A 12,636-nucleotide genomic window follows, 5' to 3' on the forward strand; every position below is an offset into this window, starting at 1 on the left:
GGTGCGGTGCCGGTGCCCGTACGGGCGTCGGGTCAGCCCGTTCCGGATCCCGTGTCCCGTTCCGGTGTCTTCGCCATCTCCGACTTCCGGTACGAGTAGCCGAAATAGATCACCAGGCCGACCAGGAACCACACCACGAACCGCACCCACGTCTGCCACTGCAGGAAGGTGATCAGCCAGATCGAGAACACCACCCCGAGAGCCGGCACGAACGGCATGCCGGGCGTGCGGAACGTACGCGGCAGATCGGGCTGCTTGTAACGCAGCACGATCACCGCGATGCACACCACCACGAACGCCAGCAGAATGCCGATGTTCGTCAGCTCGGCGGCCTCGCCGATCGGCAGGAAACCGGCGATCACGGCCGAGGCCGCGCCGACGATCCACGTCACCCGGGTCGGCACGTGCCGGGTCGGGTGGGTCTTGGCGAACCACTTCGGCAGCAGCCCGTCGCGGCTCATCGAGAACCACACCCGGGTCACACCGAGCATGAAGGTGAACATCACGGTGAGAATGCCGATGATCGCGCCCACCGCGATCAGATCGGCGAGCCTGTTCAGCCCCACCGACTTGAATGCCGTGGAGAAGCCGGACTCCGGGTCGATCTCCTTGTAGCTCTGCATTCCCGTCAGCACCAGACACGCCGCCACATACAGCACCATGGAGATCCCCAGCGAATACAGGATCGCCTTGGGCATGTGCCGCTGCGCGTCCTTGGACTCCTCCGCGGCCGTCGACATGGCGTCGTACCCGAACACCGCGAAGAACACCGTGGCCGCACCGGTGAAGGCGCCGCTCACCCCGAACGGGAAGAAGGGGTGGTAGTTGGCCGTGTTGATGTGGAACACGCCGACGCCGATGACCAGCAGAACGACCAGGACCTTCAGGACGACCACGATCGTTTCGAAGCGGGCCGCGTTCTTGATGCCGAGAGTCAGCAGGTACGCCACGAGCAGACAGAGCAGCGCGGCGAACAGGTCCACCCGGTGGCCGTCCCCGGTGCCGGGCGCGCCCAGCATCCACTTCGGCACATCCAGTCCCAACTCCCCGAGCAGGAAGCTGAAGTAGCCGGAGATGCCGATCGCGACGACGGCGACGATCGCCGTGTACTCCAGCAGCAGGTCCCAGCCGATGAACCAGCCCACCAGTTCGCCGAGCACCGCGTATCCGTAGGTGTAGGCGGAGCCGGCCTTCGGGATCAGGCCCGCGAACTCCGCGTAGCTGAACGCGGCCGCCGCGCTCGCCACACCCGCGATCAGGAAGGAGATGAGCACCGCGGGCCCGGCGGTGCCGTTCGCCACCGTGCCGGCGAGGGTGAAGATGCCCGCGCCGATGATCCCGCCCACACCGATCGCCGTGAGCTGCCACAAGCCGAGCGTTCTGGTGAGCTGAGTGGTGACGTCGCCCGCCGGCCCTTTCTCGTCGATCTGCTCGATCGGCTTGCGGCGCAGAACACCCTCGCCCACTCGGAGCCTGGCCATGAGTCACCTCTTTGCTGACGGCTGTCCCTGACGGGCGCTCATGATGACCCAGGCGGGGTCGGTGCGGAAGACGGCGTGCCGTCCGGCGGAGGTGAGGATTCCGCGACGGTTACGGGACCACCGTGACGGGCCAACGGCCCGCCTTCACCAGCCGGATCGCCACCGAACCGATGAACCGGTGCCCGGCCGACTCCGACGCGCCCACCACGACGGCATCGGCCTTCAGCTTGTCCGCAGCCGTCACGAGCCCGTTGTAGGGGGCACCGTGGAAGGTATGGAACTCCCAGCGCACATCCCATATGTCCTTCATCCGTTCCGTCGCCTGCCGGATCTCGTGCACGAGTCCCTCCGCGACCTCGCCGGTCGTATCGGCTATGGGCGCTCCGAGCGTGGCGCCCGCGGGCAGCACGGGCTGGACGTAGACGAGGGCGAGCATCGCCCCCTGCCGTCGGGCGAGCCCCGCCGCGTAGGCCGCGGCACGCATGGAGGAGTCGGACCCGTCGAGGCCGGAGACGATCACCTTTGGGCCGTCTGTGCCACGTTCGAACTGGTGGGGCTGCTGGTCTGTCACGGCAGTGAGGCTATCCGCTCCCGGTGCGGGGCCCGCCCCGGGCACGGCGACTACCGGATCACGGTGTTCCGGCGACGGTGGGTGCGCGGCCGCCGCCCGGAGGCAGCGCCCCCGCCGGGTGCGGCCGGGCGGCGGCACCTGCTCCGGCGGCTGCCCCCTGGACGTCCGCCGAGGCGGCGGCGACCGGCCGGGGAGGGCCCAGCGAGAAGTCCGCACCGTTGCGCGCCAGGGCCAGACCGGTGAGCACCACCAGGGCGACGGCGCCCCACGGTACGTGCCTGGTCCGCTCGGCGCGCCAACTGTCCCGGCCCATGGTTCTCCCTTCGTCGCGACGCCTGGAACCCTAGGCGCCGCACGGCCGGACGGCGATCGGGGAAGGGCGAACGGGTGGCACCGGCCCGATACGCCCGTCGCCCCGAGTCCTGCGAACAGGACCCGGGGCGACGGGCGTAACGGGCCGCACTGCCCTGCTCTCAGTGCGTGGGGCTTCTCCTTGCCGTCCCTGGGGATGGCGGTCGTCTCGAAAGCTCCAGAGCCGACCGTGGCGGTTGTGGAGCACCGTTCCTGGGCAGTGGGCAGGAGTGAGTCCTGTCTCACTGGCACGTCCCGAACGGTGTTGGGCGCACTGGTCCTCCGCTTTCTCGTCCCGGTCGGCGACGCATATCAGGTATGCGGTCCGTCCCGGGTGGGCGGGATTCCTACGACCTGGCCATGTGGGTGTGGCCAGAGGCGACGGGGAGGCCCCGGACCATCACGCTGGTGATACGGGGGCCCCGACTGCTGACGCCACACCCGGCGTCCCAGATCGCGTCACACACACTACGCACAGCTCGCCGCGCACCTACAGACCGGAACTCCGTTCACTCAATCGTGCCCATGTTCGCCAAAACGAGGTACTGGGCCAGCAGTTGTGCACCCCCGGGGCGACCAGGGCGACCTGGCTCCCCGGCACGATCACCGACGGAGTGACGGTGTATCCGGTCGCGGACGACGCGCCTCCCGACGTCTCGGCCCACGCGGTCGCGGCCGGAGCGGTCAGGGCGAGAACGGCGACGCCGAGCAGGGCGACGGGTGCGACGCCTATTGCACGCATCGTTGATTCCTCCGGTTCCCCGAGGAGCAGTTGCGGAACGGTTTTCCACAAAGCGTCAGAAATGCACCTCGACCCGCCAAACGCTAGAAGTCACACATTTCACCGGCGATCGGGGTGCGCCGCCCGGGGCACGGGTTTCCCCCGAGCGGCGCACTCCGACCAGACTTCGGCGGGACCGCTATCCGCCCGCCGCGCCGGGGAACAGGTCGAGGAACGGAGCGGCGGTGGCCGAGATGCCCCGGCCGAAGGGGGAGTCGAAGTCCCAGATCAGAAAGAGCAGAAAGGCGATCAGAACGCTGAAGAGACCGGCCAGCAGCAGTTCGCGGAAGGTTCTGCGGATCTGCAGCGTGAAGATCAGTCCCACGGTCACCAGCGCCCCGGTGATCAGGCCGAACCAGACCACGCCCGGCATGGTCGCACCGGCGCTCTGCCCGCGTCCGCTGCGGGCGTCGTCGACCGCGGCGACCTGATCGACCAGTGGCTGATATGCCTGCCCCTCATGGTCGTTCTTCGGGTGGTAGTCGGTGACATCGGCGCGCACCCGGCCGAGGAGCCGGGCCCCCTCGTCGTCGAGGGAGCCGTGCTCGGTCATCGACCGCCACTCGTCGTGGACGACGTGGTGCACGTAGGCATCGACGTCGGCGCGGATGCGCGTACGCACCTCGGCCGGGTAGACAGCGGATCGAACGCTCACCTCGTGCAGCGCCTGCGCCTCCTGGCGTACGTATTCCTGGGCGGCGCTGCGGCCCTCCCAGACGCCCGCGATGGCGAGGCCCAGCACGATCGCGTAGACGACGCCGATCATCATCGTCATGTACTCGATGACGTCAGGGGTCTCGGACGGGTCGTCATCCTCTCCGATTCGGCGGTTGTTGAGTACGGCGATGGTCAGGACGACGGCGCTGGCCGCGACCATCGCGAGGGTGAGAACAAGCCATTCCGACATGGGTTTCTCCGGAGGTCATCGGGAGCGGGGACGCAGCACGGCGACGGCGAACACCGCGGGCGCCGTGATCAGCAGGGTGAGGGTGACCAGGGAGGTGCCGCGCCGCGGGACCTTGCGCGGCGGCTTGCGGTAGGTGGGGAGCGCCACGGGCCGGGGCGCGGGAGGCGTGGGACGTACGGACGGCGAGGGCGAGGGCGATGGTGGGGGTGAAGGGGGCGGTGGCACGGGCTCCGGTTCCGGTGCGGGCGGTGCGGGCGGTGCTGGCGGTACTGGCGGGGGCGGAGGAGGAGGCGGCGGAGGAGGTGGAGGCGGTGGAGGTGGCGGTGCAGGGGGCCGGGGTGGTGGCGCGGGCCGTCGGGTCGGCTCGGGCGCCGGGCCCGCGTGACAGTGGCCGTTGCCCGACGCGGCGACCGCCGAATTCCCACCGCTCTCACCGATGGAGGCAAACGCGCAGTTGTCCGCCACGGCGGGCGCCGGAGCGGTCAGCAGCCAGAGAAGTGCGACGGCTGCCGTGAGCCGCCCTATGAGTGATCCGTACACGACGGGGAGCATGTTCCGGCCCGTCGCGGGGCACGCCCGGGACGGCCCGGATTCCCCTGATGGTGGGGACCTGGGGTGCCGGGTGTTTGCGGCTCGGGGAATTCATCGGACACAACTGACCGCAGTGGTGGAGGATTTACGCCCCGCCGTCGCCGCATTGCCAAGGAATGCCGTCAAAGGTGCCGCCACCAGGGCTTTGTCACCTTCGATGGGACCGAGGAAACTCAAGGACCGGAGCCAATGACCGCCGGCAGGCCCAACACCCGGGCCCTTGTGGGCACATGGTACGCGGCGCCCTGGGAGCCGAACCGGTTGGTGCCGCCAGAGAACGCCGGAGTGCCTCTCCGGGACCGTTTCGTCGCCCGATGTCACCCGCAGCGACCGGACGGTTGCACATGCCAGTGGTGTGTGACCAATAACGGACGGCTAATTTCCGTTTCAGCTCGCCCTCTTGGCGGACGATCAGTAGCCTCTGGTCAACACTGACCATGAACATGGCCGGATCGCCGTGGCGACTTGTTGGAGACATCGATGGAGCGTCCCGCCTGGGCACCGCAAGGCATAGACATTACGGTGCCGAGCGTGTCTCGCATGTACGACTTCTATCTGGGCGGATCGCACAATTTCGAGGTGGACCGGGAAGCGGCACGCAAGGCCATGGAGTTCATGCCGGGGCTCCCCAAGATCATGCAGGCGAATCGGGCCTTTATGCGCAGGGCCGTGCGCTACGCGGTGAGTGAGGGCATCAACCAGTTCCTGGACATCGGCTCCGGAATACCGACTTTCGGCAATGTGCACGAAGTCGCCCAGGCGGCCGACCCGGAGGCCCGCGTCGCGTATGTCGATCACGACCCCGTCGCCGTCACGCACAGCCGGGTCGTGCTCGAAGGAAACGAGCGGGCGGTGATCGCCGCCGCGGACCTCCGTAACCCGCGGGCGATCGTGAAGAGCCCGGAGATCACCGGACTGCTCGACCTGGACCGCCCGGTGGCCCTGCTGCTCGTCGCCGTACTCCACTTCATCGAGGACTCCGACGACCCGCACAGCGCCGTCGCCGAACTGCGCGGAGCCCTCGCCCCCGGCAGCCTCATCGTCGTCACCCACGCCTCGTACGAGGGGATTCCGCTCGCCCCGCAGGAGGCGGGCGGCACGGTCGACGTCTACCGGAACATCCGCAACCCCCTGGTCATGCGGACGCGCGAAGAGGTCACCCGGTTCTTCGAGGGGTACACGATGGTCGAGCCCGGACTCGTGTCGATGCCGAACTGGCGCCCCGACACCCCCCTGGCACCGGAGCACGAGGATCCATTCGCCTTCTCGGGCTTCGCGGGAGTGGGACGCAAGGCGTGAGCATTCCCGCCCAGTCGTCCAAAGCGCCCGACACGGAGCCCGACGGCCCCGAGGACCGGCTCCGGAGATTCGCCACGATCTGGAGCCGGGCCATCTTCCCCTCGACGGCCACCTCCATGACGCGCACGGAGTTCGAACAGCATCTGCTGCCGCTGGCCCGCGGGCTCAGCGACATCCTGCACGCGCGGCCCTTCGACGCGGCGCCCGCGAGCGCGGTTGGCGCCGCCCTCGTCGCCGCGCACTGCACGGACCCGGACGCGCTCAGCAGCACACTCGGCGTCATCGACTCGTACCTCGTGCTCTATTGCGGCGGCAACGGCTCGACGGTGCTGTCGACCGAGGACAGCAGGGCCCGCTGCGCCCGGATACAGCACGCCCTCGCGGGCGGGTTCACCCAGGCCCTGCGCGAGCGGACCCTCGGCGAGCAGGAGGCCATCGCCCGCTCCGCGCTCACCGCCCGCTCGGACGCCGAGCAGGCCCTGCACGCCACCGAGGCACGCTTCCGCGCCGTCTTCAAGGACGCGGCCATCGGCATCGGGATCGCCGATCTCGACGGCAATGTGCTGGAGGTCAACGACACCCTCACCCGGATGTTCGGCGGGCTCGAACACCATGTGCGCAGCCACAAGGTCAACGAGTGGGTGCACCCCGAGGACTCGCCGCAGGTGTGGAAGTACTACAACGAGCTGGTACGCGGCGAACGCGAGCACTACCGGGTCGAGAAGCCGTACTACCGCAACGACGGCACGGTGCTGTGGACCAATCTGACGGTGTCCCTGCTGCGCGACTCAGAGGGGCAGCCGGAGTATCAGCTGGCCCTGATGGAGGACACCACGGAGCGCCGGCTGCTCAACCTGCGGCTGCGGTACGAGGCCACCCATGACGCGCTCACCGGCCTGCCCAACCGGACGCTGTTCTTCGAGCGGCTGGAGAAGGCGCTCGCCGCCGACGACGGCAGCCGCTTCGGCCTGTGCTACCTCGACCTCGACGGCTTCAAGGCGATCAACGACAGCCTCGGCCACGCGTCGGGGGACCGGCTGCTGGTCGAGGTGGCCGACCGGTTGCAGAGCTGCGCGACTGCGCCCGGCGAGATGGTGGCGCGGCTCGGCGGCGACGAGTTCGTGGCCCTGACCACCGGCCCCGACACCCAGAAGGAGGTCGACGAGCTGGCCTGCCGCATCCTCGGCGTGCTCGGCACCCCGATCCGGCTGGACGGCCGTGAGCTGACCGTACGCGGATCCATCGGGATCGTCGAAGGGCCGGCCGGCGAACGGAGCGCCGCCGAGGTGCTGCGCAGCGCCGACATCACCATGTACCGGGCCAAGTCGGCGGGCGGCAACCGCTTCGAGCTCGCCGATGCCGAGGCGGACGCCCGCGCCATCACCCGGCACGGGCTGACCACCGCGCTGCCGACCGCCCTGGACCGCGGCGAGTTCTTCATCGAGTACCAGCCCCTCGTGCACCTGGGCGACGGCACGGTGCACGGTGCGGAGGCGCTGGTGCGCTGGTGCCACCCGCAGCACGGGGTGCTCGGTCCCGACCGGTTCATCGCGCTCGCCGAGCACACCGGGCTGATCGTGCCGCTCGGCCGCTGGGTGCTGGAGGAGTCCGTGCGCCAGGCCAACTTCTGGCAGGAGCGGCACAGCGACGGCGGCCCGCTGCGGATCAATGTCAACCTCTCGCCCACCCAGTTGCATCATCCGCGGCTGGTCGCCGAGACGGTCGACGTGCTGGAGCGGTCGGGTCTGGAACCCGGGGCGCTGTGTCTGGAGGTCACGGAGTCCGCCCTCATCGGCGCGGACGACGATCTGCTCAAGCCGCTGCGGCAACTGGCGGACATGGGCGTCGACATAGCGCTCGACGACTTCGGCACCGGGTACTCGAACCTGGCGAACCTGCGCCGGCTTCCGGTGAGCGTGCTCAAACTGGACCGCTCCTTCACACAGGGCATGCAGCGGCATCCGGCGGACCCGGTCGATCTGAAGATCGTCGAGGGCATCGTCTCGCTGGCGCACAGCCTGGACCTCGCGGTCACGGTGGAAGGCGTGGAGACCGCGGCCCAGGCGGAGCAGTTGCGGGAGCTGGGGTGCGACACGGCCCAGGGGTGGTACTACGCCCGGCCCGGCGCCCCCGACCGGATCCACTCGCTGTTGCTGGCCGACGCGGTGTGAGGGCGGGACGGGCTCGACCGGGGAAGGATCGAGCCCGTCCGGCCGTCGCGCGGCCCGCTACACCTGCTCCGGACGGTTCTCCAGCAGCATCCGCTGCAACTCGCGGGCCGCGCGCGGCGGCGCCACATCCGTGCGGTGCGCGAGCGCGATGGTGCGCCGCAGGCCGGGACGGGCCAGCGGCGTGGTCCGCAGGTCGTGGCCGACCCGGGTGGCGACCATGCTGGGCACCACCGCGATCCCGAGCCCCGCCCGGACGAAGCCGAGCACCGCGTCCATCTCGCCGCCCTCCACCGTGAACGACGGCTCGAAGCCCTCCGCCCGGCAGGCGGCCACCGTCAGTTCGCGCAGGTCGTAGCCGTGCCGGAACATCACGAGGGATTCGTTCTGAAGGTCGGCGATCCGTACGCCGCCGCCCCGGCCGGGCTGCGGCGCGCGCGCCGACGACACCACGACCAGGTCCTCCTGGAGCAGCTCGACCGTGGTGAGTGCGGGGGACGCGGCGGGCAGCGGCAGCACGACCAGGGCGAGATCGAGAGCCCCGCGCGCCAGCTCCCGTACGAGGTCCAGCGAGCCGCCCTCCTCCAGCAGCAGCTGGATCCCCGGATGCTGGTCGTGGAAGGCGCGCAGCACGTCGGGGAGCAGGCCGGTGCAGAGGCTGGGCGTCGCGCCGAGCCGGACCCGGCCCCGGCGCAGCTGGGCCAGCTCCTGCACCTCGTGGCGTGCCGTGTCGGCGTCCGCGAGGATGCGGCGGGCCAGTGGCAGCAGGGCCTCGCCCGCGTCGGTGAGGGTGATGTTGCCCCGGGCCCGGCTGAACAGCTCCGCCCCCAGCTCGTTCTCCAGCGCCCTGATCTGCTGGGACAGCGAGGGCTGCGAGACATGCACCTCCTCGGCGGCGCGGGTGAAGTGACGGCTCTCGGCCACGGCCACGAAGTACGTCAGCTGCTGGAACTGCATACACCCAGCATAACGGCCACAATAGGGAACACCTATGAAGATCAGCCGTTCCATGTCTTGGACTGATCCGGCCCTTCGGTCCTAACTTCGTGTCCATGGCATTGGCAACACGGACGGACCGACGGCCGTCCATGACGCGTACGCTCTGGGACTCGTCCGTCGGCAAGAAGACGATCATGGCCGTGAGTGGCCTGATCATGCTCCTCTACTTGGTTGTCCACATGATCGGCAACCTGAAGATCTTCTTCGGGGCCGGCGAGTTCAACCACTACGCACACTGGCTGCGGACCATGGGGGAGCCCTTCCTGCACTACGAGTGGGCCCTGTGGATCGTCCGCGTCGTGCTCGTCGCCGCCGTGGTGCTGCACGCCACCTCCGCGTACCAGCTGAGCCGGCGCGACATCAAGGCGCGCCCCGCCAAGTACGTGCACAAGAAGCCGCGGGCCAGCTATGCCACCCGCACCATGCGCTGGGGCGGGATCATCCTCGCCCTGTTCATCGTCTGGCACATCCTGGACCTGACGACGGGCACCGTGCACTCCGGCGGATTCCAGTCCGGGCACCCGTACCAGAACGTCGTCGACACCTTCTCCACCTGGTATGGCAACACGATCTACATCGTCGCCATGCTCGCCCTCGGACTTCACGTGCAGCACGGCTTCTGGAGCGCCGCCCAGACCCTCGGCGCGGGCAACGCGACCCGTGACCGTGTCCTCAAGACCATCGCCAACGTCCTCGCCCTGGTGCTGACGGTGGGCTTCATCTCCGTACCCGTCGCCGTGATGACCGGAGTCGTGAGCTGACATGAACGACTACTCGCACTACGAGACGGGCGCGCCCGTCGTCGACAACAAGGCCCCCGACGGCCCCGTCGCCGAACGCTGGGACACCCGCCGCTTCCAGGCCAAGCTGGTCAACCCGGCCAACCGGCGCAAGCACACCGTCATCGTCGTCGGCACCGGTCTCGCCGGCGGCTCGGCGGGTGCGACGCTGGCCGAACAGGGCTACCACGTAGTCCAGTTCTGCTTCCAGGACTCGCCCCGCCGCGCCCACTCCGTCGCCGCCCAGGGCGGTATCAACGCCGCGAAGAACTACCGCAACGACGGCGACTCCGTCCACCGGCTCTTCTACGACACGGTCAAGGGCGGCGACTTCCGCGCCCGCGAGTCCAACGTCCACCGGCTCGCCCAGATCTCCGTCGAGATCATCGACCAGTGCGTCGCCCAGGGCGTCCCCTTCGCCCGTGAGTACGGCGGCCTCCTCGACAACCGCTCCTTCGGCGGCGTCCAGGTCTCCCGCACGTTCTACGCCCGCGGCCAGACGGGACAGCAACTCCTCCTCGGCGCCTACCAGGCACTGTCGAGGCAGATCGCCGCCGGCAACGTCGAACTGCACGCCCGTACCGAGATGCTCGACCTGATCATCGTCGACGGCAAGGCCCGCGGCATCGTCGCCCGCGACCTCGTCACCGGGAAGATCGACACCTACTTCGCCGACGCGGTCGTCCTGGCCAGCGGCGGTTACGGCAACGTCTTCTACCTGTCGACGAACGCCATGAACTCCAACGCCACCGCCATCTGGCGCGCCCACCGCCGCGGCGCCTACTTCGCCAACCCGTGTTTCACCCAGATCCACCCCACCTGCATCCCGCGCACCGGCGACCACCAGTCCAAGCTGACGCTGATGAGCGAGTCGCTGCGCAACGACGGCCGGATCTGGGTCCCGAAGGCAAAGGGCGACAACCGCCCCGCGAACGAGATCCCCGAGGACGAGCGCGACTACTACCTGGAGCGCATCTACCCCGCCTTCGGCAACCTCGTGCCCCGCGACATCGCCTCCCGCGCCGCGAAGAACGTCTGCGACGAGGGCCGCGGCGTCGGCCCCGGCGGCCAGGGCGTCTACCTCGACTTCGCCGAGGCCATCCAGCGGATGGGCCGGGCCAAGGTCGAGGAGAAGTACGGCAACCTCTTCGACATGTACGCGCGGATCACCGCGGAGAACCCGTACGAGACCCCGATGCGGATCTACCCGGCCGTGCACTACACGATGGGCGGACTCTGGGTCGACTACGACCTCCAGACCACCATCCCCGGCCTCTTCGCCATCGGCGAGGCCAACTTCTCCGACCACGGCGCCAACCGCCTCGGCGCTTCCGCGCTGATGCAGGGCCTCGCCGACGGCTACTTCGTCCTGCCGTCGACCATCAACGACTACCTGGCCCGCAACCCGCACCACGACGAGGTCGACGCCTCGCACCCCGCTGTCGAAGAGGTCGTCGCCGACACCGAGGACCGGCTGAACCTGCTGCTCTCCGTCGACGGCGACCGCACTCCCGACTCCTTCCACCGCGAGATCGGTGAACTCATGTGGGAGTACTGCGGCATGGCCCGCACCGAGGAGGGGCTGCGCAAGGCGCTCGACCGGATCCCGCAGATCCGCGAGGAGTTCTGGCGCCGCATCAAGGTCCCCGGCACCGGCGACGAGTTCAACCAGTCGCTGGAGAAGGCCAACCGCATCGTCGACTACCTGGAGCTCGCCGAGCTCATGTGCCTCGACGCCCTGCACCGCGCCGAGTCCTGCGGAGGCCACTTCCGCGAGGAGTCACAGACCCCGGACGGCGAAGCCGCCCGCCGGGACGAGGAGTTCTCGTACGCCGCCGCCTGGGAGTTCTCCGGCACCGGCGAGGCCCCCGTCCTGCACAAGGAAGACCTCGTCTTCGAGTACGTCCACCCCACTCAGCGGAGCTACGCATGAAGCTCACCCTGCGCGTCTGGCGCCAGAAGAACGCCGACGCCCCCGGCGCCATGTCCACCTACGAAGTGGACGGCATCTCGCAGGACATGTCGTTCCTGGAAATGCTCGACACCCTCAACGAGGAACTCATCCTCGCCGGCGACGACCCCGTCGCCTTCGACCACGACTGCCGCGAAGGCATCTGCGGCGCCTGCAGCCTCGTCATCAACGGCGACGCCCACGGCCCCGAACGCACCACCACCTGCCAGCTCCACATGCGGTCGTTCCGGGACGGCGACACCATCGACATCGAGCCCTGGCGGGCCTCCGCCTTCCCGGTCGTCAAGGACCTGGTCGTCGACCGCTCGGCCTTCGACCGGATCATCCAGGCGGGCGGCTACATCTCCGCACCCACCGGCACGGCCCCCGAGGCACACGCCACCCCGGTGCCCAAGCCGGACGCCGACTTCGCCTTCGAACACGCCGAGTGCATCGGCTGCGGCGCCTGCGTCGCGGCCTGCCCCAACGGCTCCGCGATGCTCTTCACCTCGGCGAAGGTCAACCACCTGGGCGTCCTGCCGCAGGGCGCTCCCGAGCGCGAGACCCGGGTGCTCGACATGGTCGGGCAGATGGACAGCGAGGGCTTCGGCGGCTGCACCCTCACCGGGGAGTGCGCCACGGCCTGCCCGAAGGGCATTCCGCTGCCGTCGATCTCGGCGATGAACAAGGAGTGGCTGCGGGCGACCCGGAAGGTCCGACGCTAGGGCCTGTTCCGATGCCGGTCGGCACAGCCGGTG

General features: G+C 69.3%; 11 protein-coding genes and 1 pseudogene. 5 read left to right on the plus strand and 7 right to left on the minus strand.

Annotated features, from left to right (window positions below):
* Positions 1-32: 32 nt before the first annotated feature.
* The 6 genes and pseudogenes from OH735_RS34495 to OH735_RS34520 all read right to left on the minus strand — a co-directional run bounded on the left by OH735_RS34495 (position 33) and on the right by OH735_RS34520 (position 4,238).
* Complete coding sequence (locus tag OH735_RS34495) at positions 33-1,481, minus strand: amino acid permease (RefSeq protein ID WP_406385568.1); 1,449 nt, start codon at positions 1,479-1,481, stop codon at positions 33-35.
* Between the two features lie 109 nt (positions 1,482-1,590).
* Positions 1,591-2,052: a universal stress protein gene (locus OH735_RS34500; RefSeq protein ID WP_406385569.1), complete on the minus strand. Its 462-nt coding sequence runs from the start codon at positions 2,050-2,052 to the stop codon at positions 1,591-1,593.
* A gap of 130 nt (positions 2,053-2,182) precedes the next feature.
* Positions 2,183-2,365 (minus strand): annotated as a pseudogene (locus OH735_RS34505) (class F sortase); the annotation flags it as partial.
* Positions 2,366-2,893: 528 nt separating this feature from the next.
* On the minus strand, positions 2,894-3,145 hold the full coding sequence (locus OH735_RS34510) for a hypothetical protein (RefSeq protein ID WP_406385570.1): 252 nt from the start codon (positions 3,143-3,145) through the stop codon (positions 2,894-2,896).
* 178 nt (positions 3,146-3,323) lie between these two features.
* Complete coding sequence (locus tag OH735_RS34515; protein ID WP_406385571.1) at positions 3,324-4,091, minus strand: hypothetical protein; 768 nt, start codon at positions 4,089-4,091, stop codon at positions 3,324-3,326.
* 15 nt (positions 4,092-4,106) lie between these two features.
* Positions 4,107-4,238 (minus strand): hypothetical protein, encoded by a 132-nt coding sequence (locus OH735_RS34520; protein ID WP_351827172.1) that lies wholly within the window; start codon positions 4,236-4,238, stop codon positions 4,107-4,109.
* Positions 4,239-5,162: 924 nt separating this feature from the next.
* Here OH735_RS34520 and OH735_RS34525 point away from each other — a divergent pair.
* Both OH735_RS34525 and OH735_RS34530 read left to right on the plus strand, forming a co-directional pair.
* Entirely contained in the window at positions 5,163-5,981 is an 819-nt protein-coding gene (locus tag OH735_RS34525; protein ID WP_406385572.1) for an SAM-dependent methyltransferase, read from the plus strand.
* On the plus strand, positions 5,978-8,152 hold the full coding sequence (locus OH735_RS34530) for a putative bifunctional diguanylate cyclase/phosphodiesterase (RefSeq protein ID WP_406385573.1): 2,175 nt from the start codon (positions 5,978-5,980) through the stop codon (positions 8,150-8,152). The genes OH735_RS34525 and OH735_RS34530 overlap by 4 nt, the downstream gene beginning before the upstream one ends.
* 57 nt (positions 8,153-8,209) lie before the next feature.
* On the opposite strand, the gene OH735_RS34535 is transcribed toward OH735_RS34530, so the two are convergent.
* Complete coding sequence (locus tag OH735_RS34535) at positions 8,210-9,106, minus strand: LysR family transcriptional regulator (RefSeq protein WP_406385574.1); 897 nt, start codon at positions 9,104-9,106, stop codon at positions 8,210-8,212.
* A gap of 95 nt (positions 9,107-9,201) precedes the next feature.
* Here OH735_RS34535 and OH735_RS34540 point away from each other — a divergent pair, with 95 nt between their 5' ends.
* The 3 genes from OH735_RS34540 to OH735_RS34550 are packed head-to-tail and all read left to right on the plus strand — an operon-like array spanning position 9,202 to position 12,603.
* On the plus strand, positions 9,202-9,909 hold the full coding sequence (locus OH735_RS34540) for a succinate dehydrogenase (RefSeq protein ID WP_406385575.1): 708 nt from the start codon (positions 9,202-9,204) through the stop codon (positions 9,907-9,909).
* A gap of 1 nt (position 9,910) precedes the next feature.
* Positions 9,911-11,860: a fumarate reductase/succinate dehydrogenase flavoprotein subunit gene (locus tag OH735_RS34545; protein WP_406385576.1), complete on the plus strand. Its 1,950-nt coding sequence runs from the start codon at positions 9,911-9,913 to the stop codon at positions 11,858-11,860.
* Entirely contained in the window at positions 11,857-12,603 is a 747-nt protein-coding gene (locus OH735_RS34550; RefSeq protein WP_406385577.1) for a succinate dehydrogenase/fumarate reductase iron-sulfur subunit, read from the plus strand. Before OH735_RS34545 ends, OH735_RS34550 begins: the two co-directional genes overlap by 4 nt.
* Positions 12,604-12,636 lie beyond the last annotated feature (33 nt).

Origin of the sequence: Streptomyces sp. NBC_01618, assembly GCF_045209435.1 — a bacterium.
GTDB lineage: Bacteria > Actinomycetota > Actinomycetes > Streptomycetales > Streptomycetaceae > Streptomyces.

Bases quoted from the DNA above. Each gene is read 5' to 3' on its own strand.
- OH735_RS34495 (WP_406385568.1), bottom strand. From the start codon at position 1,481: ATGGCCAGGCTCCGAGTGGGCGAGGGTGTTCTGCGCCGCAAGCCGATC.
- OH735_RS34510 (WP_406385570.1), bottom strand. From the start codon at position 3,145: ATGCGTGCAATAGGCGTCGCACCCGTCGCCCTGCTCGGCGTCGCCGTT.
- OH735_RS34515 (WP_406385571.1), bottom strand. From the start codon at position 4,091: ATGTCGGAATGGCTTGTTCTCACCCTCGCGATGGTCGCGGCCAGCGCC.
- OH735_RS34525 (WP_406385572.1), top strand. From the start codon at position 5,163: ATGGAGCGTCCCGCCTGGGCACCGCAAGGCATAGACATTACGGTGCCG.
- OH735_RS34535 (WP_406385574.1), bottom strand. From the start codon at position 9,106: ATGCAGTTCCAGCAGCTGACGTACTTCGTGGCCGTGGCCGAGAGCCGT.
- OH735_RS34540 (WP_406385575.1), top strand. From the start codon at position 9,202: ATGGCATTGGCAACACGGACGGACCGACGGCCGTCCATGACGCGTACG.
- OH735_RS34545 (WP_406385576.1), top strand. From the start codon at position 9,911: ATGAACGACTACTCGCACTACGAGACGGGCGCGCCCGTCGTCGACAAC.
- OH735_RS34550 (WP_406385577.1), top strand. From the start codon at position 11,857: ATGAAGCTCACCCTGCGCGTCTGGCGCCAGAAGAACGCCGACGCCCCC.